Below are 19,420 nucleotides of genomic sequence, written 5' to 3' on the forward strand. Positions count from 1 at the left end.
CGACGGCAGATGGCGTGTCAGGCATGGGCGATGATCCTATGCGACGTTTGTGCGAGCAGCGATTTGGCCGTTATTCCCGCGAAAGCGAAGGCGCTCTACAACAGTGGAGCGGGCCAATCCACTTTCAGGTGGTACTGAAGAGCAAAATGGATTCCCGCTTTCGCGGGAATGACGGCTGTGAGGGCTATCTGGTGTGTGTGGTTTGACGTAGTGACCACGCCAAAGCCAGCCAGCATGGTAAAGCGAACAGAATCCATGGCTGATTTTGCTGCACGACGCCGGGCAACAAGTGCATGAGCATGGCGAGTAGCAGGGCGATCAGCTGGAGAAGCAATGCGTAATTGGCGAAACGTGAAGAAGTGATGTTGCTGTATGCTCGCCATGGCGCGCGTAGCAGAATGAAGGCGAGTGGGTTGAACAGCAGCAGGTTTGCATTGGCCCACGCGGAATGATGTGCGGTGAGGGTCCAGAGGATCAGCATGACCAGGCCGACGAAGCCGGCGACTAGCAGGAATGCGCTGCCTAGTAACGTGTAGATGAGGCGTGCATAGCGCCACGTTGCAATGATCAATGCTGCGAAGATCAGTCCCGCAATGCCGAGTGGAATGCGCAAGTCGGGTGGCGTAGCGGGTGGGACGCTGAGGCGATTGGGTGAGAGTAGGGTTTCGTTTTGCACGAGCGGTTGGGAGCCGCCGTGGCCGTCGGAAATGGTGACGCTGCGGAGGTTCTTTTCTAGTTCTTCCGGCAGAAAGCTTTCTTGCCATGCATTGAGCGGTTGGTCGGCGTAGGGGCCTAGGCCGAGGTCGAGGATCAGCATCAGCCACGGTTGTGCGCTCATCAGGCGTACGGTTTGCTGGCGATAGGTCATGCTGCCGGGCAGTTTTGTTAGGCGCGCTTTGATGACGCTGCCGAGTGCGCGATCGAGTGCATCGCGTACGCGCGTGGTGCAGTTGTCGATGTAGTAGTCGTAGTTGTAGACGGCGTTTTCGGGGCGCAGATTCCAGAGTAGGAAGTCGCGTAGTGCGGCAGCTTGTTGTGGTGTGAGATTGAGCTTTTGTTTGGTGACGGAACGGCCGGCTTGGGCGTAGAAGTTTTCTTCGTCGGTGGTGGTTTCGGCGTCGATCAGGTAGTGCATCTGGCCGCGGGCGAAGTTGAAGAAGAAGTTCTTCTCGTCGAAGTTGAAAACGCCGTAGTTGAAGTTCACTTCTTCGCCGCTGGCGGTGTCGCGCAGTTCGATGGCGTCATGGCCGAAGCGTTCCCAGTAGATGTCGCCGGGGCCGTAGGTGATGAGGGAGACTTCCAGCTTTTCGCCTGGTGCTTCGGCGACGCCGGCGTGCGCGGGGAGGATCGTGCTGCACAGGATGGCGAGGGCGATGAGGAAGATGCGGCCGGCCTTGGTCATGGATGGAGCGATCTTTATCGGGGACGCGTTAGGGTAGCGGATGTGTGTGACTTGCGTGGTTCGACGAAGCGCCCTTAGACCCATGCATCGCCATTCACATGACTCGCCTTGAGGTTTGATCTTTAGCGTGCCGTCGTTCCGGCGCATGCCGGAATCCAGTCCAAATACGTCGTGCGAAGCACCCGGAACCTTTGTATCGAGTGCTTCGCACAGCATGTTTGTACTGGATTCCGGCCTTCGCCGGAATGACGCTGAGGTAGTAGGGAGCTTGGTGGCAAGGGTGGCCCCTCACCCCAGCCCTCTCTCCCCGGAGGGGAGAGGGTGCAAAGCAGCTAGCGGCGGGTGACGCGGAACTGCTGCACGCGCCGGTCATCCGCCTGGGTCACGTGGAATTCGAAGTTGCCGATGGCGATGTTTTCGCCCGCTTCCGGCAGGTGGCCGAATTCGGCGGTGGCCATGCCGCCGACGGTGTCGAATTCTTCGTCGGAGAACGTGGCGCCTACTTCTTCGTTGAAGTCGGCAATGGGCGTCAACGCATCGACGATCCATTCGCCTTCAGCCTGGGGGTGCACGAGGTTGGGTTCTTCCTCGTCGTCGTGTTCGTCGTCGATTTCGCCAACGATTTCTTCCAGCACGTCTTCGATGGTGACGAGGCCGGCGACGCCGCCGTATTCGTCTACCACCAGCGCCATGTGATTGCGGCTGCGGCGGAATTCGGCCAACAGCACGTTCAGGCGCATCGATTCGGGAATCAGCACTGCCGGGCGCAGGATGGTGCGCAGGTCAAAATCGTGGCCGTTACCGAAGTACTTGAGCAAATCCTTGGCGAGCAGGATGCCGAGGATGTCGTCCTTGTCTTCACCGTGCACGGGGAAGCGGGAGTGGCCGGATTCCACCACGGCGGCAAGGATGTCGGGAAGCGGCGAGTCCACGTCGATCATTACGATCTGTACGCGGGGCACCATCACGTCGTCGACGTTGAGCTCGGTGACTCGTAGCGCGCCTTCCAGCATGGGAAGGGTGTCGGCGGTCAGCAGGCCGTTGGCCTGGGCGGTCCGCAACTCGTCGATCAGTTCCTCGCGGTTGCGCGGTTCGCCGGAAAACAGATGGCCCAGTCGATCCCACCATTTTCGGTGGACCGGGCCGCTGGTACTGCCAGGGTCCTCGTTCATTACTCTTGGAAAAACAGCCCAAGCTGGGCGGGGAAATGAGTCTAGCGGAAAATCCTTTGCTGTTCAGAGACAAAGGGGGCGTACCGCTGAACATGGGGATGCGCCGCAAAGGTGCAAGATCGAAAAAGGGAGGTTTGAGGCAAGGGTTCACCCCACCCCAGCCCTCCCCTGCAAGCTGGGAGGGAGCAGCTCTCAGTACGGGTTGGAGATGCCTAAGCCCTTGAGAATGCGCGTTTCCAGAGCCTCCATCCGCACTGCCTCTGCTTCGACGATATGGTCGTAACCGAGCAGGTGCAGTACGCCGTGCACGGTGAGGTGAGCCCAGTGATCGGCGGCCGGCTTGCCTTGTTCGGTGGCTTCCCGGCGGACCACCGGAGCGCATATGGCGATGTCGCCCAGCAGCGGCAGGCGCACACCCGCAGGCAGGTCCGTGGGGAAAGAGAGCACGTTGGTGGCGTAATCCTTGTCCCGGTAGGTCCGGTTGAGGGTGCGACCTTCCCGTGTACCCACGATGCGGATCGACAGCTCCGCCGCTTGGCGACGACGTGCACCGGCCAGGGCAGCTTCCACCCAGCGGCGGAAGCTGACGGGCGCTGGCACGCCGGCGCGCGAAAGGCCATAACTAAGGTGCACAGTGGCCGTTGGCTCGGTCATGCGGATCAGCCTTCGCGGCCCGGTTTGTTGGCGTTCGCCGTTCCCTGTTCCCCGTTCCCTGTTTCTTCAAACGCCTCGTACGCGCGCACGATTTTCGCCACCAGTGGATGGCGCACTACGTCGCGCGAGGTGAAAAACGTAAAGCTGATGCCATCTACGCCGCGCAGCACTTCAATCGCATGGCGTAGACCGGAGCGCACATGGCGGGGCAGGTCGATCTGGCTGACGTCGCCGGTGATGACAGCCACTGAGCCGAAGCCGATGCGGGTGAGGAACATCTTCATCTGCTCGACCGTGGTGTTCTGCGCTTCGTCGAGAATTACATAGGAATCGTTGAGCGTGCGGCCGCGCATATAGGCGAGCGGTGCAATCTCGATCACGTTGCGTTCGATCAGCTTGGCGACCTTTTCGAAACCGAGCATTTCATACAGCGCGTCGTACAGCGGACGCAGATACGGATCGACTTTTTGCGACAGATCGCCGGGCAGGAAGCCGAGTTTCTCACCGGCTTCCACCGCGGGACGCACCAGCAGAATGCGCTGCACGCGGTTGGCTTCCAGCGCTTCCACTGCGCTGGCTACGGCAAGATAGGTTTTGCCGGTGCCGGCCGGGCCTACGCCGAAGCCGATGTCGTGTGTACTGATTGCGTGCAGGTAGCGCGCTTGGTTCGGGCCGCGGCCTTTGATCACGCCGCGCTTCACTTTGATGGTGACTTCCTGCGCGCCTTCGGCGGCTTCTTCCACCATCGCATCGATGCCGGATTCGGCCAGGTGCAGGTTGATCTTCGCACCGGTGAGCGATTCGTTTTCGGTGGCGGTATACAGTGCGCGCAGCACTCTTTCGCTGGCGCGTGCTGCGGCTTCCTCGCCGATCACCTGGAAGAGGTTGCCGCGGTGGTCGATCTCCACGCCCAGGCGCAGTTCTACTTGGCGCAGGTGTTCGTCGAACGGACCGCACAGGTTGGCGAGCCGGGCGTTGTCTTCTGGATCGAGAGAGAAATCGCGTTGGTTCAAGCCGTTGTTCATAGATGTCGAATTCTTTCGTGTGTCGTCACGCCGGCAAAAGCCGGGCCAGTGCCTTCAATGCAAGCAAAGTTGCCAAGCCCAACTTTACGGCGGTGATGAAGCGTCTGTTTGTAGATCGAGGCGATAGAAACGCGTATCAACCGGCATGAACGGAAAGCTTGCCGGCAAGAGTGTTTTGTCGATCAATGTGAAACCGTGTTTTTCGTAGAAGCGATGCGCGGCACGGAATTTATCCGTGGTGCCCAGGAATACGCTTTGCACCGCGTGCTGCTTTGCCCAATCCAGCGCGCCATGCAGCAACTTTGCCGCAACACCCCATGCGGTGCCGCGATACTCTGCGGCCACGAACATCTTGCGTAACGCCACGCCGTAATGGCCGATGTCTTTCAATGCGATGGTGCCGACGACCTTTTCCTGATCCAGCGCTACCCAGAAATTGCCGGTGCCCTGCTGGTAATACGTGGGGATCGCGGAAAGATCAGGTTGACGTTCCAAATCGATATCAAAACCGAATTCTTCGCGCTGGATGGATACGATGAGTTGACCGACGGCGGCGGCGTGATGCGCCTCGAAGGGCACTAGGTGTATGAGTGCTGGGTTCTGTGGATGCAAGACGCTGGTCATTGTCCCTTCCTACGCGCAGGCTGCATTTCTTGCAACGATGCCGTTTGTTTCCTTGCCGTCATTCCCGCGAAAGCGGGAATCCATTTTAGCTTTCCGCCAAAGGGCAAGATGGATTCCCGCCTTCGCGGGAATGACGACCTGAGGAGGTACATCCTATACGCTGGACTGTAATTTCTGGCGCTGTAAGAACCGAATCAAGCCGCTTCGCTATCCACGCCGGCAACACGTCCACGCAGCGAGTTGGTCATCGCTTCGGTGATGATCACGTCCACGAATTGACCGATCAGTCGGGCGTGGCCGGGGAAGTTCACGTAGCGCATGTTCTCGGTGCGGCCGGTGAGCTCGTTCGCGTTTTTCTTGCTGGGCTTTTCCACCAGTACGCGCTGCACTGTACCGACCATCGCTTCGTTGATCTTGCGGGCATTCTCGTTGAGCACGGCCTGCAGGCGCGTCAGGCGTTCGCTCTTCACTGATGCCATTGTGTCATCGGCGAGGTTCGCGGCAGGCGTGCCAGGGCGTGCGGAGAAGATGAAGGAGAAGCTCTGGTCGAAGCCGACGTCGTCGATCAGCTTCATGGTCTTCTCGAAATCCGCATCTGTTTCACCGGGGAACCCGACGATGAAATCGGAAGAGATGCAGATGTCCGGACGCACCGCGCGCAGCTTGCGGATCTTCTGCTTGAATTCCAACGCGGTGTAGCCGCGCTTCATCGCTGTGAGAATGCGATCCGAACCGGCTTGCACGGGCAGGTGCAGGAAGTTTGCCAACTTTGGCACGTTCGCATATGCCTCGATCAGCGAATCGGAGAATTCCAGCGGATGCGAGGTAGTGAAGCGGATGCGGCCGATGGTTTCGATCTGTGCGATGGCGTGGATCAGTACCGCTAAGTCCGCCGTGCCGCCATCGTGCGTGGGGCCGCGATAGGCGTTCACGTTCTGACCCAGCAGGATCACCTCGCGCACGCCTTGTCCGGCGAGCTGTGCCACTTCCACCAGTACGTCGTCGAACGGACGGCTGATCTCTTCGCCGCGGGTGTAGGGCACCACGCAATAGCTGCAGTATTTGGAGCAGCCTTCCATGATCGATACGAAGGCAGTGGGGCCTTCGGCCCGTGGTTCGGGCAGGCGGTCGAACTTTTCGATTTCTGGGAAGCTGATGTCCACCTGCGGCTTACCGGTGGCGCGCTTGGCTTCGATCAGCTCAGGCAAGCGGTGCAGGGTTTGCGGGCCGAACACCAAGTCCACGAACGGTGCGCGCTTCAGAATTGCCTCGCCTTCCTGCGAGGCCACGCAGCCACCCACGCCGATCAGCACGGGTTTGCCGCCTTGCTTGTATTCGCGCCAGCGGCCGAGCTGGCTGAAGACTTTCTCTTGCGCCTTTTCGCGGATCGAGCAGGTGTTGACCAGGATCACGTCCGCTTCCGATTCATCCTGGGTTAGTTCCAGGCCATGCGACGCTTTCAGCACGTCGGCCATTTTGGCCGAGTCGTACTCGTTCATCTGGCAGCCGTGGGTCTTGATGAAAAGCTTGCCGCTCATGGCGTCGTGTACCGTGGAATCGGAGGGCGATGCGGAATGCGTCGAACCGCACATTGTACGCGTGTGGTTGGTGGGGTGCTACAGACGGATCAAGGACTTGCGGCAGCCTCAAGCTCCCTCTCCCCTTCGGGGAGAGGGTCGGGGTGAGGGGGCAACCTCGCTAGATGGGTGATTGCGGCAAGGATCAAAAACTGGCTTGCACGTATTGTTGGAGTTTCTTGCAAGCCTTTACCCCTCACCCCAGCCCTCTCCCCGGAGGGGAGAGGGGGCTTGAGCTTAAGTGATGCCTATATCCATGTTCTGGCACACGAATTCGCCAATTCATGCTTGGCGTAAGCCGGGCATGGGCGCAAACTGCCGGCCATGTTTGCCGCCGTACGCCAAAGGGGAGGCCGCGGTCGTCTCCCTGCGTTTTTGATGTCCCTCCTGCTGGTGATGCTGGGGTGCGGCCTGCTGTTGGCAGCGCGGCCCGTTCAAGCCGGCGTGCTCTATCGCTGCGCCGGGTCGCAAGGCGAGGTGGTGTTTACCAGCAGCAAGGCGGGTTATCGGGAATGCCAGCAGGTGGCGACGTTTGCCGCGCCCTCGCCGCATGCGGGGCCAAGGCGAGTGGCTTCCAACCCGATCGCTTCGCTGGCTTGGGTCACCGGTTGGGTGGAAACCACGGCCACGCCCATTGCGCCCATCGTCGTGTCGCTGGACCGGGTGGAAGCTGGTGTGGAAACGACGGCTCGCGTGGCGCCACTTTCCTCTCCCGGCAAGCGCGGACAATGGACCTATAGCGAATCGCGCGACAGCCAGCTTGCCCAGCTGGCCACCATCGGTGGGGCGGATTCGCCGGACAACCGCGTGTTGCGCGGTGCCGTGTATCGGGTGGTGCATCGCGACGGCAGTGTGGAATACACCAATATTCCGCCGGCGGGCGGGCAGGCCAACAACGTCACGCGTCTTTTCAGCTACATCGCCACTTGCATGGCGTGCAATCTGCATTCGACCATCAACTGGGGTTCGGTGGCGCTAAATCTGGACGCGTACAAGGATGTGATCCGCGATGCGAGCGTGGAATCGGGCGTGGACGAAGCGTTGATCCGCGCGATTATCCACGCCGAAAGCGCGTTCAATCCGCGCGCGATGTCGCTCAAGGGCGCGCAAGGGTTGATGCAATTGATGCCGGGCACTGCCAACGACATGGGCGTACTGGATGCTTTCGATCCTGCGCAGAACATCCGCGGCGGCGCGCGCTATCTCAGCTTGCTGATGAAGAACTTCAACGGCGATGCACGTCTTGCGGCCGCTGCCTACAACGCCGGCCCCGGCGCCGTGCAGCACTACAACGGTGTGCCGCCGTTTGCGGAGACGCAGGTGTATGTGCAACGCGTGGGTGAGTTGTTGCAGCGGTATACGAAGGCGCTGCATCCGCCGTTGGCGAGTCTTTGAAGCTCGCCACTCGGTTTGATTTTATCTCGCCGTCATTCCGGCGAAGGCCGGAATCCAGTGTAAACACGTTGTGCGAAGCACTCCGTACCAATAGTTTTGTGTGCTTCGCGCGGTTTATTTGGACTGGATTCCGGCCTTCGCCGGAATGGCGGTGAGGCAAAAGGGTGGCTTTAGCGCGAGGTTGGCCCCTCACCCCAACCCTCTCCCCAGAGGGGAGAGGGAGTAGAGCACTTAGCCTTCGATATTGCTTCCGCTGTTTGCTGCCGAGCTCGCCGTGGGCATCTGCGGCGGTCGTTGGACCACGTGTACCAGCACGTGGAACGGCACGCCGTTGCGCAGGCCGGAGACTTCCACTTTGCTGCCCGGCTTCAACGCGGCTTCGCGACGGCTGAGGTCGGCCGGATCGCGGATGTCGTCATCGCCCAAACGTAGCAGCACGTCGCGTGGTTGTAGCCCGGCTGTGGCAGCCGGTGTGCCGGGGGTGACGTCGGTGACTTGTGCGCCGCGTGCGGCGGCGGCGGGGAGGCCGCTATCGGCGGCCACCGGCACGAAGCCGTAGTTGGCGCCCAGCCAGCCGCGGATCACGTGGCCGGTTGCGATTAATTGTCGCAGTACGTTGGTGGCTGTATCGACGGGAATGGCAAAACCGATACCCTCCGCGTTAGCTGCCTTACCGATGAGGAGGGTGTTGATACCGACCAGGTCACCGTTGCTGTTGACCAGCGCACCACCGGAGTTGCCGAGGTTGATCGCGGCATCGGTCTGGATGAAATCTTCCGGACTGCTGTTGCTCAACTGACGGCCGATGGCACTGATGATGCCCATGGTCACGGTCTGATTGAGATTGAGCGGGTTGCCGATGGCGAGCACCACGTCACCCACGCGCAGTTTTTTTGGATCGGCCATCTGGATCACCGGAAGGTTGCCGGCGTCGAGGATCTTCAGCACGGCCAGATCCGTTTCCTCATCGGCACCGACCAGCTTCGCCTTGGCGACGCGTCCGTCGTACAGCAGCACCTGGATGTCGTCGGCATGGGCGATCACGTGATTGTTGGTGAGCACGTAGCCGTCTGCGCTGACGATGACGCCGGAACCAAGATTCTGTTCGCGACGTTTCACCGTGCCGATGGGTGTGCCGCCGAACAGTTGCTGCATCAACGGATCGGTGAACATGCGCACGGCTTGCTCGGTCACGATCTTGTTGGCGTAGATGTTGACCACGGATGGCGCTGCCTTGGCAACGGCATCGGCGTAGGAAGCGGGCGCGACGGAGGTCTGTGTTGCCGGCGCACTCGCTGTTGGAATGGACTCGTGCTGCAAACCGAAGCGTGCGCGCAAACGATCGCCGACGCCGGGCCAGATCAGACTGATCACGAACGCGATCGCCAACCCGAGTACGACGAATCGGGCAACAAAGGCGACGATGCCGGCGGCATGCTTCATGTCGTAATGCAGTCTGAGGAAGGCAAGTGCGAGAGTGTGGCAGAGCGGCGTGACCGCACAAACCGATTTATTGTAGGGTTTATACCTTAGGCTAGACTAACGCGATTTTTGTAGGTAACGCGATTTTTTGCAGGGGCACGATCCTGGGGCGGTCGGCGAACAGCGCATTTTTTCTCGTCCGCAACAGCAGAATCTGGTTTCTGTAGTGTCAATGGCATGCAAGTACCGGAGAGCCTGATGGCGAACGAAGTCGTCGATCAAGGCCGCCGCCGCTTTCTCACCACGACTACTGCTGTAGTGGGAGGAGTGGGCGTAGTGGCGGCAGCTGTGCCTTTCATCAAGTCGTGGGAACCCAGTGCAAGAGCTAAGGCCGCCGGCGCCCCCGTTACGCAGTCACTTAAGAAGATCGAGCCCGGCCAGCAGTTGATTGTGGCCTGGCGCAGCCTTCCAGTATTCATTGTCAATCGCACGCCTACGCAGTTGGCGTCGCTGTCCAAGCAAGATCTTCGTCTGGTCGATCCGAAGTCCGACGGCGCTTCCGCTGACCAGCAGCCCAAGTACGCGCAGAACGAAACCCGCTCCATCAAGCCGGAATGGTTGGTGATGATCGGCATCTGCACGCACTTGGGTTGCGTGCCCGACTTCGTGGGCGAAATGAAGCCCGAGCCGTTCGATCCGAATTGGCAAGGTGGCTACTACTGCCCCTGCCATCACTCGCGCTACGACATGGCCGGCCGCGTCTATCAAGGCGTGCCTGCGCCGAAGAACATGGCGATTCCGCCTTATCACTTTGTCGATGACACCACCGTGCAAATCGGCGTGGATGCGGAAGGGGCAGCGTAATGGCGAACGTCTTCTCGAACATCGGTGAATGGGTCAATGAGCGTGCGCCGGGCCTGATGCCCGTGTACCGCAAGCACATGACCGAGTATTACGCGCCGAAGAACTTCAACATCTGGTATTACTTCGGTTCGCTCGCTTTGCTGGTGCTGGTCAACCAGATCGTCACCGGTATCTTCCTCACGATGAACTACGACCCGAGCGCGAGCGGTGCGTTCGACTCGGTGCAGTACATCATGCGCGACGTGGAGTGGGGTTGGCTGATCCGCTACATGCATTCCACGGGTGCGTCGCTGTTCTTCGTGGTGGTTTATCTGCACATGTTCCGCGGCCTCATGTACGGCTCGTACCAGAAGCCGCGTGAGCTGGTATGGCTGCTGGGCATGCTGATCTTCCTGGTGCTGATGGCCGAAGCCTTCATGGGCTACGTGTTGCCGTGGGGCAATATGTCGTTCTGGGGTGCGAAGGTCATCGTGTCGTTGTTCGGCACCATTCCGGTGATCGGCAAGGATCTGGTCGAGTGGATCATGGGCGATTACTTGCCTGCGGACGCCACGCTCAATCGTTTCTTCGCGTTGCACGTGATCGCGTTGCCGCTCGTGCTGCTGTTGCTGGTGGTGCTGCACCTGGCTGCGCTGCATGAAGTAGGTTCGAACAATCCGGATGGCGTGGATGTAAAGCACGGACCGAAAGGCAATCGCTGGGATCCCACCAAGCCCGCCGACGGCATTCCGTTCCATCCGTACTACACGGTGAAGGACATGGTGGGGGTGGGGCTGTTCCTGGCCATCGCCGCTTTCATCATCTTCTTCCAGCCGACGTTTGGTGGCTGGTTCCTCGAGCACGACAACTCGATTCCGGCGAACAACCTGGTGACACCCGCGCAAATCAAGCCGGTGTGGTACTTCACCGCGTTCTACGCGATCGTGCGCATGATTCCTTCGGCCATGGGCACCGCGGTGTGGGGCGTGCTGGGTATGTTCGGCGCAATCGTGCTGTTGTTCCTGATGCCTTGGATCGATGCCGGCAAGGTGAAATCCATCCGCTATCGTGGCACCGGCTACAAGGTGGCGTTGGCCTTGTTCGTGCTGGCGTTCTTTGGGTTGGTCTTGATCGGTACCGATTCCACCGCCGACCTGATTCCGACGTTGTTCGGCGCGAGTGCCGACGTAACCGGCATCGAGAATTTGTTCGGTCGCATCATGGTGCTGATCTACTTCGGGTTCTTCGTATTCCTGTGGCTGTACACGCATCTTGGCTGGGAAAAGACCAAGCCGGTTCCGGAACGGGTGACGACCCATGACTAAGCGCTACATCTCCATTTTTGCGCTGGCGTTCGGCCTGCTGCTGGGCACCACGGCGGTGATGGCAGAAGGTCCGGAACTGCCAGCCGCCGGCACCAACATTCGCGATACGGCATCGCTGCAGCGTGGCGCGCACATCTTCTTCAACTACTGCGTGGGCTGCCATTCGCTCAAGTACATCCGCTATGAGCGCATCGCGGACGACCTCGGCTTGACCGAGGACGACGTGATGAAGAACCTCAACTTCACCGGCGGCAAGTTCGGCGATCAGGTGATCTCGCACATGCCGGCCGACGACGCGCAAAAATTCTTCGGAAAAGCGCCGCCGGATCTCTCGCTGGAAGTATCGGCCAAGGGTGCGGATTGGGTGTTCGGTTACCTTAATTCGTTCTACTTGGACCCCAAGAGCCCGATCGGCTGGAACAACACCGTGCTGCCCAATGCAGCCATGCCGTTCCCGTTGTGGGAGCTGCAGGGTACGCAGGTGCCGGTGATGAAGCCGGCCACGCCCGGCGACGATCCGCAGATCGAAAAGCTCACACTGCTCCACCCGGGTAAGCTTTCGCCCGAGCAGTACCAGCAGGCTGCGCGCGACGTCACTAACTTCCTGGAATACGTCTCCGAGCCGGCGGCTTTGCAGCGGCGGCACTACGGCATCTGGGTAGTGCTGTTCCTGCTGGGCTTCACCTTCCTTGCATCCTTGCTCAAGAAAGAATATTGGAAGGACGTCCACTGACGTCCTTTTAAAAAGAAACGAAGGGACTTGTGGCCTCGGGGTGGCGCACGCCATCCTTGCGGCCAAACTCAAGGGGAGAAACGTGCATGGTCCAGAACGCTCGTTCCCGGACGGTACTCGCCCTGTATTCCGCTGCCGATGACATCCAATGCCATCGCGTACGATTGGTGCTGGCAGCAAAGGGAGTTACCTACGACTTGATCGTGGTTGATCCGGCCAAGCCGCAGCAAGACTTACTCGATCTCAATCCGTACCACAGCCTGCCGACCCTGGTCGATCGCGAACTCACGCTCTATGACACCTCAGTGGTGTGCGAATACCTGGACGAGCGCTACCCCCATCCACCGCTGATGCCGATTGATCCCCTCTCGCGTGCCCGATTGCGGCTGGCGGCGGTGCGCATCGAGCGGGATTGGTTGCCGGAAATCGAGCACATCAAGGCGGGTGGTCGTCCGGCCGACGCGGCACGTAAAAGACTGCGCGAACAGCTGCTGACGGCGCTGCCGTTATTCAAAGTGTCGAAGTTTTTCCTCAACCCGGAAATGAGCCTGGCTGACTGCCTGGTGACCCCCGTGGTCTGGCGGCTCCCTTCGTTGGGGGTGGATTTGGGGCGCGAAGGGAAACCAATCATGGATTACGGCGAGCGCCTGTTCCACAGTCAGGGGTACGCCCGCAGTCTGACGCCCGAGGAAAAGGCTCTAAGGGCGCTCTGACCGATACGGCATGATGTCCAGAAGGCTCGCAGAGCGTGTTGCGCGGCGCAGGCTGCGGGCCTTCTGGACATCACCCCATCATTTCTCATTCAATACGTCGGGGCCGGCTCCGTCTGTCCGCATACCCTTCGGTCCATCGTCTCGACAGCCAGCCAGTCTGCCTTCGCCGATGACCCTGTGGTCTGCGAACAGACAGAGCCGGTGACGTTCACGCAAAATCGGTCAGAGCACCCTTAGTTGACTAGCCAGCAACAACCGAATATGAGTTCCAACCGCCCGTACTTGTTGCGGGCGATCTACGATTGGATCAGCGACAACAATCTCACGCCCTACATGCTGGTGGATGCCACCCGCCAAGGTGTGCGTGTACCGCCACATGTGATCAAGAACGGGCAGGTGGTGCTCAATCTGGCGATGCGTGCTGTTGCCAACCTGGACTTGGGCAACGAATGGATCAGCTTCCAGGCGCGTTTCTCTGGCGTCAGTCACAGCATCCAGATTCCTGTGCCCGCTGTGCTGGCTTTGTACGCTCAGGAAAACGGGCAGGGCATGATGTTTCCCGCGGATGAGGAAGAAGGCGGCGAGCCGCCGACCGATACGCCGCCGTCGCCGCCTGAGCCGGAGCCGCCTTCGGGCGATGGTGACAAGCCGAAGCGGGGCGGGTCGCATTTGCGGGTGGTGAAGTAGTCCATTCGCAGGCTACTCGATTCACAGGGATTCCGGGAAAACTCCTCAGACTCGTCGCCCCGGCGAAGGCCGGGGTCCAGTGACTTGAACTCGAAGCAAAGTCGCTGGGTCCCGGCCTTCGCCGGGACGACGATCTGAGGTTTATTTGCTGCGCATCTAGATAGCCCCACCTCAGCATTTCCTCTAAGGTATCGGCTTTCTCCTACAAGCCGCTCCGCATGTCCGCCGCCCACGAACACCCGGATCACCTACGCCGCAGCCTGTCCAACCGTCACCTGCAGCTGATCGCCATCGGTGGCGCCATTGGTACCGGCCTATTCATGGGATCGGGCAAGACGATCAGCCTGGCCGGGCCTTCGATCCTGCTGGTGTATCTGATCATCGGCGTGATGCTGTTCTTCGTCATGCGGGCGATGGGTGAGTTGTTGCTCTCGAATCTGGAGTACAAGTCGTTCATCGACTTCTCCACGGATTTGCTCGGGCCTTGGGCCGGTTTCTTCTGTGGTTGGACGTATTGGTTCTGCTGGATTGTCACGGCCATCGCGGACGTGATCGCCATTGCGTCTTATGCGCAGTTCTGGTTTCCCGGACTCATGCCGTGGATTCCCGCCGTGCTCTGCGTGCTGTTGCTGCTCAGCTTGAATCTCACAGCGGTGCGCGTGTTTGGTGAGCTGGAGTTCTGGTTTGCGCTGATCAAGATCGTGGCGATCATCGCCTTGATCGTCACTGGTTTCTGCATGATCGTGTTCGGGTTTCAGTCGCCGTCCGGTCATCATGCTTTGCTGGCGAATCTGTGGAATGACGGCGGTTTGTTCCCTAAAGGTGTGGGTGGCTTCTTCGCGGGTTTCCAGATTGCGGTGTTCGCCTTCGTGGGCATCGAGTTGGTAGGTACGACGGCGGCAGAAACGGCTGATCCCACACGCAATCTGCCCAAGGCGATCAACTCCATTCCGGTGCGCATCATTCTGTTCTACGTGCTGGCGCTGGTGGTGATCATGACGGTTACGCCGTGGCGCCTGGTGCAGCCGGGCAAGAGTCCGTTCGTGGAACTCTTCCTGTTGGCGGGCATTCCCGCTGCAGCCAGCCTGATCAACTTCGTGGTGCTGACGTCGGCCACGTCATCGGCCAACAGTGGCATTTTTTCTACCAGCCGCATGCTCTACGGTTTGGCTGAAGAGAATCACGCGCCAGGTATGTTTGCGCGTCTGTCGCGCTCGGCGGTGCCTTCACATGGCCTGTTGTTTTCGTGCGTGTGTCTGCTAGCCGGCGCGATGCTGGTCTACGTGGTACCTAATCTGGTGACGGCGTTTACCCTGGTCACTACGCTTTCGGCCGTGCTCTTCATGTTTGTGTGGTCGCTGATCCTGATCGCGTACATGGCTTACCGGCGTAAGCGGCCGCACTTGCATGCGGCTTCGCGCTACAAGATGCCGGGTGGCGTAGTGATGTGCTGGGCGTGCCTGGTCTTCTTCGCGTTCGTCCTGTGGCTGTTGACGCTGCAGGCGGATACGCGTCAGGCCTTGTTGGCGAGTCCGGTGTGGTTTGTGCTGCTCGCGATCGGCTACTGGTGGAAGGGGCGGCGCGCTACCGTCACCACGGCACCGGTCCGCGAAGAGGGTTAGTGCCGGATATCCCGGTCGCGATGCTGGCGCTGAAACGGCACCACGTTTCCGCCTTCAGTCGTTGTCGTTTCGGGCGTTGCATGTTCTGGCATATACAACTCGATGGTGGGTAGGATCAACGCGGTAAGCGCGTTGCCGATCATCCATAGATGACCGGCTTCGCGATCGTCGCCGTCGATGCTCACCTCGAAGCTGTAACGGCGCTCCAGCACTCGGCGGTCATTGAGGCGACGCAGGCGCACTCCGCTCAGGCCGACGGTTTCGTCCAGTAGTTGCAGGCCGTGTTGTTTGCAGCGCCAGCGCGCCTCTTGGATGGCGCGGTCGCGTGCGCGGCTCAATACCAGCCAAGTGCCGGCGATGGCCAGCAGCACGAGCAGCAGCAGGAGGGTAGTGAGGTCGCCCATACCCGCAGTGTGTGGGCGACCGGAGCTGGCTGCAAGTCAGTCGATTTTCAAGCGCAGCGAAAGGTCAACGGCTCGTACGTGCTTGGTCAGCGCGCCGACTGAAATGTAATCCACGCCGGTTTGGGCGTAGTCGCCGATGGTTTTCAGGTCGACGTTGCCAGAGATTTCCAGCGGCACGCGGCCATCGGTTTGCGCGACGGCTTCGCGCATCAAAGGCAGGGTGAAGTTGTCGAGCATGACGCGATCGACGCCGGCATCCAACGCCTGCTGCAACTCGTCGAGGTTTTCCACTTCCACTTCCAACAGCAGTGCTGGATGAAGCTGGCGGGCGGCCTGCACCGCAGCCGCGATGCTGCCGGCGGCGATAATGTGGTTTTCCTTCACCAGGATCGCGTCGTAAAGACCGATGCGATGGTTATGGCCGCCACCGCAGCGCACGGCGTATTTCTGCGCAATGCGCAGGCCTGGCACAGTCTTGCGAGTATCGAGCACACGCGTACGCGTGCCGGCGACAGCAGCGACATACGCGGCGGTGATGGTGGCTGTGCCAGACAACATCTGCAGGAAATTCAAAGCGGAGCGTTCGGCCGTGACCAGCGCGCGCGCGTTGCCGCGCATCTCGCAAATGACGCTGCCAGGCGTGACGCGATCACTATCGGTCACGTGCCAATGAATGTGCACGTGCGGATCGAGCTTGTGTACGCAGGTATCGAACCAGGGAATGCCGGCGATAACAGCATCTTCGCGACAGGTGAGCTGCGCTGTCGCCACGGCGTCGGCCGGTAGCAGGCTGGCGGTGGCGTCGCCATGGCCGATGTCTTCGGCGAAAGCGCGTTCCACGTCGGCATCGATCAGGCGCTGGTCGGGCGGGGCGAGGCGGAAGGTTTGGGACATGCGAGAAGAGCTGCGCGTGGTGGGGAATTCCGCGCATGCTACTCGCATGTAGGTTGGGGTGATAACCCCAACCCTCTCCCCCGTTATTGATCAAGGATGGGGGGGGAAGTTGGCCGTCAGGGTGACTCGCCTGGGCGAACTTCGTCGTTGCTCAAGCGATCAACGATCGCGTCCATGGCTCGATCGAACAGGGCGTTCGACGCGAGGACGCGCGCGCGACCTTCTGCCATGACCATTGCCAGCTCATAAGGCGAGTAGTCACCCACCTTAAGGCCGCGACGATTGACGAACAGATAGCGTCCGCTCATCGGGCTGATCCACGACAGCTTGGCGCGCTCGAAATGTTCTTCCTGTCCGCTGAATTCCAGCCAGATGCCAGGCTTGAGCGCCTTGACCAGATCAAGCTGATCGCGCACTTCGGGTGTGATGGTATCGGCGGCCGGTTCGGCGCTGGCGGTTTCGTCTTCCAGCTCGTCGACGCTTTCGGCGATCGGCTGGATGCTTTCCGGAATCGGGAGCGGTGCGGGTGCGGCGGCTTCTGCGGTGGGCTGTGCAGGAGCGGGCGCTACTTCGCCGAGCTGCTGGCGGTAATAGCTGTGCAACTGCGCGAGCAGCTTCTCGATGTCGGCTTCCTGGAAGGCCACGTTCGCCAGACCCTTGCGCAACGCGCGCTCGATGCCGGGCAGCAATTGGCGCAGATCGCGCTTGGCTTCCGGCGTGCGTACGGGCTTGGTACTGGCGATAAATGCGTCGACGAAGCGCAGCGCTTCGCGGAATTCGTTCGATTCCTCGCCCTTGCGCAGGATCGTGAGCACGAGGTAGTTCGCCCACGCGCGCGAAAGCACGCCGTGGATCAGCGGGGGCAGTACGTGATCACCGATGCGATTGAGGATTTCTCGTGCAGCGCGGCGGCGTGCCTGTTCCAGTTTTTCACGGCCGCGCGTGGATTCGGCCACACGCTGCTCGGCCAGTTCCGCACGACGGCGGTTCGAGTCTTGGAATTGCGCCAGCTCGGCGTGCAGGCGATCGAAGATCGTCATGTCATCGTCGAATTCCTGCAGCAGGCGTTCGACGATGGCTTTGATGGTGTCGTGCAGGCGGCCGTCGCGGTCGGATTCTTCGGACCAGCTCTTGGCTGCGTCGGCCAGACCGTCGAGCAGGCGACGCGCCGGATGCTGGCGGTGCGCGAACAGCTTGCGATCGAGAATCGCGGCTTTGAGATATGGAATCTGCAAGCGCGCCAGCAGCACCTGCATCTGCGGCGGCAGATTGCGGTCTTCGAGGATGAACTCGAACAGCATGCCGACCAGATCGATGGTGTCTTCATCGATGGTGGCGATCTGACCTGGACGCTGCCCGCGCAAAGAGCCGAGCTGGCTAAGCAGTTGTTCTTTCAGATGCAGCACTTGCTCGGCGACATCCACCGCGCTCGTGCTGGGCACCGCGGCTGCCATTGGCATGGGCACCATGGCAGCCTGGCTCTGCAGCACGCTCAGCGCGCCGATCAATTCGTTGGCCGTGGGCAGCGGGCCTTGCGGCATCGCCCCCGGCACGCCTGCTGGATGCCCGCCGCGGCGAGCGCTAAACAAGGCACGCAAGGTTTGCAGCAGTTCAGCCGATGCTTCGCTGTCGTCGGCCGCCAGCGGTGCCGGCACTTCACCCGCCGCGGCGGCGGCGCCAGCGGCAGCTCCCGCATCGCCGGCGGTGTTGCGCAGCACTTCATGGCGCAATTGCGGCAGCACGCCCGCGCGCATCAGTTCGGCATTGACCTCTTGATAGAGCTCTTCCAGCGCCGCCATCACATAGCGATCGAACAGCTTGTAGATGATGAGCTTCACGCGCATGTCGGCGTTGAGCTCGCGCATGGCCTGGCGGAAAGCCTGGGCCAGCAGGGCGGGGCCGATCGGGTTGGTGGCATCTTCGATGCGCGTACCGCCGCAGATCACCGACAAGCGCTGATTCACGGCGAACAGATCGCGCGACAGGCGCGACTCGTTCTTGCCAATCATGCTGGTGATGGCCAACGATTCTTCCAGCTCGTTATCAGCCACCAGCGAAAGTTCGACGGAGCCGGGCACCGGACCTACGGGGGCGCCGACATTTGGACCTGCGCTAGGGGCGCGGTTACCGCCTGCGAAATCATTCAATTCACGCGACACGAGCGCGAGGAAGCCGCGCTCAATCACCGGCCGGCGCTTGCGCACTTCGCGCATACCGTCGAAGTAATGCATCTGCGCTGCGTTGTTCTCGGCTTTCTCAGCGAGATCGAACAAGGCGTCGTCCACATGTTCGAACATGTTGCCGATGTACTGCTGCAGGCGGCGGGAGGAGATATTCCGGACAGCGTTCAACAGGTCGCCTCCGCGTCCGCTGGACGGATCCAGCCGCTGGCTAAGATTGACGACGTTGGAGGACTCGTTGGCTTCTTTCATCGCCACACCCCTGTGGTTGGCTGGCTAGGCCGGTAACCGCTGCCGTGGCAACAACCTTCCCCGGCGACCGCGAAGGGCCGCGACGGGGGATTGCCGCCTATGCTCCGAACATAAGCGAAATTGTGCTTCATCGCCATGTCCCAAGTCATGCTTTTGTGGACTGTTCGTGCAGGCGTTGTGAAGGCCTGCCGCAACATCTTACGCCGCTGCCGGAAAATCCGTGAATTGGGTGGTCCCAATCCCTTCCTCGGGCAGCATGACCGGGATGCCATCCTCGATCCGGTAGATCACCTTGCGATCGACCGTGATCAATCCTTCGGATAGTCGGTTTTGCACCGACCCACCGGCTACGTTGAGTACCTGGCCATCGTCGATGGCCCGGTTCAAAGCGTTGAGTTCGCTAGCGTTGAGCGGACGCACCGGCGTTTTGCTTACCGGGCAGCAGAGGATGTCGAGTAGACGCTTATCCATCGTGTTGAATAGGTATCGTTGCAAT

The 19,420-nt window shown here is 60.5% G+C and carries 18 protein-coding genes; 7 read left to right on the forward strand and 11 right to left on the reverse strand.

Features of this window, described 5'->3' with window-relative positions; all coding sequences use genetic code 11:
- Positions 1-184: 184 nt before the first annotated feature.
- The 6 genes from QQJ86_RS10710 to miaB all read right to left on the reverse strand — a co-directional run bounded on the left by QQJ86_RS10710 (position 185) and on the right by miaB (position 6,415).
- On the reverse strand, positions 185-1,402 hold the full coding sequence (locus QQJ86_RS10710; protein WP_284320927.1) for a lipoprotein N-acyltransferase Lnb domain-containing protein: 1,218 nt from the start codon (positions 1,400-1,402) through the stop codon (positions 185-187).
- Between the two features lie 332 nt (positions 1,403-1,734).
- Positions 1,735-2,574, reverse strand: a complete 840-nt coding sequence (locus tag QQJ86_RS10715) for a CorC family transporter (RefSeq protein WP_284320928.1) — start codon at positions 2,572-2,574, stop codon at positions 1,735-1,737.
- Positions 2,575-2,766: 192 nt separating this feature from the next.
- Complete coding sequence (ybeY, locus tag QQJ86_RS10720; RefSeq protein WP_284320929.1) at positions 2,767-3,228, reverse strand: rRNA maturation RNase YbeY; 462 nt, start codon at positions 3,226-3,228, stop codon at positions 2,767-2,769.
- A gap of 5 nt (positions 3,229-3,233) precedes the next feature.
- Positions 3,234-4,253 carry a PhoH family protein gene (locus QQJ86_RS10725; RefSeq protein WP_284320930.1) on the reverse strand — a complete coding sequence of 340 codons (1,020 nt, stop codon included), beginning with the start codon at positions 4,251-4,253 and terminating at the stop codon, positions 3,234-3,236.
- An 84-nt stretch (positions 4,254-4,337) separates the two neighbouring features.
- Positions 4,338-4,877, reverse strand: a complete 540-nt coding sequence (locus QQJ86_RS10730) for a GNAT family N-acetyltransferase (RefSeq protein WP_284320931.1) — start codon at positions 4,875-4,877, stop codon at positions 4,338-4,340.
- A gap of 194 nt (positions 4,878-5,071) precedes the next feature.
- Complete coding sequence (miaB, locus tag QQJ86_RS10735) at positions 5,072-6,415, reverse strand: tRNA (N6-isopentenyl adenosine(37)-C2)-methylthiotransferase MiaB (protein WP_284320932.1); 1,344 nt, start codon at positions 6,413-6,415, stop codon at positions 5,072-5,074.
- A gap of 417 nt (positions 6,416-6,832) precedes the next feature.
- On the opposite strand from miaB, the gene QQJ86_RS10740 reads away from it, so the two are divergent.
- Positions 6,833-7,849: a lytic transglycosylase domain-containing protein gene (locus QQJ86_RS10740; RefSeq protein WP_284320933.1), complete on the forward strand. Its 1,017-nt coding sequence runs from the start codon at positions 6,833-6,835 to the stop codon at positions 7,847-7,849.
- A gap of 231 nt (positions 7,850-8,080) precedes the next feature.
- Here the strand turns inward: QQJ86_RS10740 and QQJ86_RS10745 are convergent, their stop codons facing one another.
- Positions 8,081-9,292, reverse strand: a complete 1,212-nt coding sequence (locus QQJ86_RS10745; RefSeq protein WP_284320934.1) for a trypsin-like peptidase domain-containing protein — start codon at positions 9,290-9,292, stop codon at positions 8,081-8,083.
- A 237-nt stretch (positions 9,293-9,529) separates the two neighbouring features.
- Here QQJ86_RS10745 and petA point away from each other — a divergent pair, with 237 nt between their 5' ends.
- The 6 genes from petA (at position 9,530) to cycA (ending at position 15,194) form a co-directional block, all read left to right on the forward strand.
- Positions 9,530-10,135 (forward strand): ubiquinol-cytochrome c reductase iron-sulfur subunit, encoded by a 606-nt coding sequence (gene petA, locus QQJ86_RS10750; RefSeq protein WP_284320935.1) that lies wholly within the window; start codon positions 9,530-9,532, stop codon positions 10,133-10,135.
- Positions 10,135-11,439 (forward strand): cytochrome b, encoded by a 1,305-nt coding sequence (locus QQJ86_RS10755; protein WP_284320936.1) that lies wholly within the window; start codon positions 10,135-10,137, stop codon positions 11,437-11,439. The genes petA and QQJ86_RS10755 overlap by 1 nt, the downstream gene beginning before the upstream one ends.
- On the forward strand, positions 11,432-12,172 hold the full coding sequence (locus QQJ86_RS10760) for a cytochrome c1 (RefSeq protein ID WP_284320937.1): 741 nt from the start codon (positions 11,432-11,434) through the stop codon (positions 12,170-12,172). The genes QQJ86_RS10755 and QQJ86_RS10760 overlap by 8 nt, the downstream gene beginning before the upstream one ends.
- Positions 12,173-12,258: 86 nt before the next feature.
- Complete coding sequence (locus QQJ86_RS10765; RefSeq protein ID WP_284320938.1) at positions 12,259-12,885, forward strand: glutathione S-transferase N-terminal domain-containing protein; 627 nt, start codon at positions 12,259-12,261, stop codon at positions 12,883-12,885.
- A 261-nt stretch (positions 12,886-13,146) separates the two neighbouring features.
- Positions 13,147-13,572 (forward strand): ClpXP protease specificity-enhancing factor, encoded by a 426-nt coding sequence (locus tag QQJ86_RS10770; protein WP_284320939.1) that lies wholly within the window; start codon positions 13,147-13,149, stop codon positions 13,570-13,572.
- A gap of 218 nt (positions 13,573-13,790) precedes the next feature.
- A complete protein-coding gene (gene cycA / locus QQJ86_RS10775; RefSeq protein ID WP_284320940.1) occupies positions 13,791-15,194 on the forward strand; it encodes a D-serine/D-alanine/glycine transporter in 1,404 nt (467 codons plus the stop codon).
- Here the strand turns inward: cycA and QQJ86_RS10780 are convergent.
- The 4 genes from QQJ86_RS10780 to QQJ86_RS10795 all read right to left on the reverse strand — a co-directional run bounded on the left by QQJ86_RS10780 (position 15,191) and on the right by QQJ86_RS10795 (position 19,395).
- Complete coding sequence (locus QQJ86_RS10780; RefSeq protein WP_284320941.1) at positions 15,191-15,598, reverse strand: DUF3301 domain-containing protein; 408 nt, start codon at positions 15,596-15,598, stop codon at positions 15,191-15,193. The two genes, cycA and QQJ86_RS10780, sit on opposite strands and share 4 nt — an antisense overlap.
- 36 nt (positions 15,599-15,634) lie before the next feature.
- Positions 15,635-16,492: a carboxylating nicotinate-nucleotide diphosphorylase gene (nadC, locus tag QQJ86_RS10785; RefSeq protein WP_284320942.1), complete on the reverse strand. Its 858-nt coding sequence runs from the start codon at positions 16,490-16,492 to the stop codon at positions 15,635-15,637.
- A 116-nt stretch (positions 16,493-16,608) separates the two neighbouring features.
- Positions 16,609-18,924, reverse strand: coding sequence for a DUF1631 domain-containing protein (locus QQJ86_RS10790; RefSeq protein WP_284320943.1), 2,316 nt, complete (start codon positions 18,922-18,924; stop codon positions 16,609-16,611).
- Positions 18,925-19,122: 198 nt separating this feature from the next.
- A complete protein-coding gene (locus tag QQJ86_RS10795) occupies positions 19,123-19,395 on the reverse strand; it encodes a Trm112 family protein (RefSeq protein WP_284320944.1) in 273 nt (90 codons plus the stop codon).
- Positions 19,396-19,420: the final 25 nt, after the last annotated feature.

The organism is Dyella acidisoli (assembly GCF_030160295.1).
Taxonomy (GTDB): Bacteria; Pseudomonadota; Gammaproteobacteria; order Xanthomonadales; family Rhodanobacteraceae; genus Dyella_B; species Dyella_B acidisoli.

Coding starts and splice junctions, on each gene's coding strand:
- QQJ86_RS10710 (WP_284320927.1), bottom strand. CDS start 1,402: ATGACCAAGGCCGGCCGCATCTTCCTCATCGCCCTCGCCATCCTGTGC.
- QQJ86_RS10715 (WP_284320928.1), bottom strand. CDS start 2,574: ATGAACGAGGACCCTGGCAGTACCAGCGGCCCGGTCCACCGAAAATGG.
- ybeY (WP_284320929.1), bottom strand. CDS start 3,228: ATGACCGAGCCAACGGCCACTGTGCACCTTAGTTATGGCCTTTCGCGC.
- QQJ86_RS10725 (WP_284320930.1), bottom strand. CDS start 4,253: ATGAACAACGGCTTGAACCAACGCGATTTCTCTCTCGATCCAGAAGAC.
- QQJ86_RS10730 (WP_284320931.1), bottom strand. CDS start 4,877: ATGACCAGCGTCTTGCATCCACAGAACCCAGCACTCATACACCTAGTG.
- miaB (WP_284320932.1), bottom strand. CDS start 6,415: ATGAGCGGCAAGCTTTTCATCAAGACCCACGGCTGCCAGATGAACGAG.
- QQJ86_RS10740 (WP_284320933.1), top strand. CDS start 6,833: ATGTCCCTCCTGCTGGTGATGCTGGGGTGCGGCCTGCTGTTGGCAGCG.
- QQJ86_RS10745 (WP_284320934.1), bottom strand. CDS start 9,292: ATGAAGCATGCCGCCGGCATCGTCGCCTTTGTTGCCCGATTCGTCGTA.
- petA (WP_284320935.1), top strand. CDS start 9,530: ATGGCGAACGAAGTCGTCGATCAAGGCCGCCGCCGCTTTCTCACCACG.
- QQJ86_RS10755 (WP_284320936.1), top strand. CDS start 10,135: ATGGCGAACGTCTTCTCGAACATCGGTGAATGGGTCAATGAGCGTGCG.
- QQJ86_RS10760 (WP_284320937.1), top strand. CDS start 11,432: ATGACTAAGCGCTACATCTCCATTTTTGCGCTGGCGTTCGGCCTGCTG.
- QQJ86_RS10765 (WP_284320938.1), top strand. CDS start 12,259: ATGGTCCAGAACGCTCGTTCCCGGACGGTACTCGCCCTGTATTCCGCT.
- QQJ86_RS10770 (WP_284320939.1), top strand. CDS start 13,147: ATGAGTTCCAACCGCCCGTACTTGTTGCGGGCGATCTACGATTGGATC.
- cycA (WP_284320940.1), top strand. CDS start 13,791: ATGTCCGCCGCCCACGAACACCCGGATCACCTACGCCGCAGCCTGTCC.
- QQJ86_RS10780 (WP_284320941.1), bottom strand. CDS start 15,598: ATGGGCGACCTCACTACCCTCCTGCTGCTGCTCGTGCTGCTGGCCATC.
- nadC (WP_284320942.1), bottom strand. CDS start 16,492: ATGTCCCAAACCTTCCGCCTCGCCCCGCCCGACCAGCGCCTGATCGAT.
- QQJ86_RS10790 (WP_284320943.1), bottom strand. CDS start 18,924: ATGAAAGAAGCCAACGAGTCCTCCAACGTCGTCAATCTTAGCCAGCGG.
- QQJ86_RS10795 (WP_284320944.1), bottom strand. CDS start 19,395: ATGGATAAGCGTCTACTCGACATCCTCTGCTGCCCGGTAAGCAAAACG.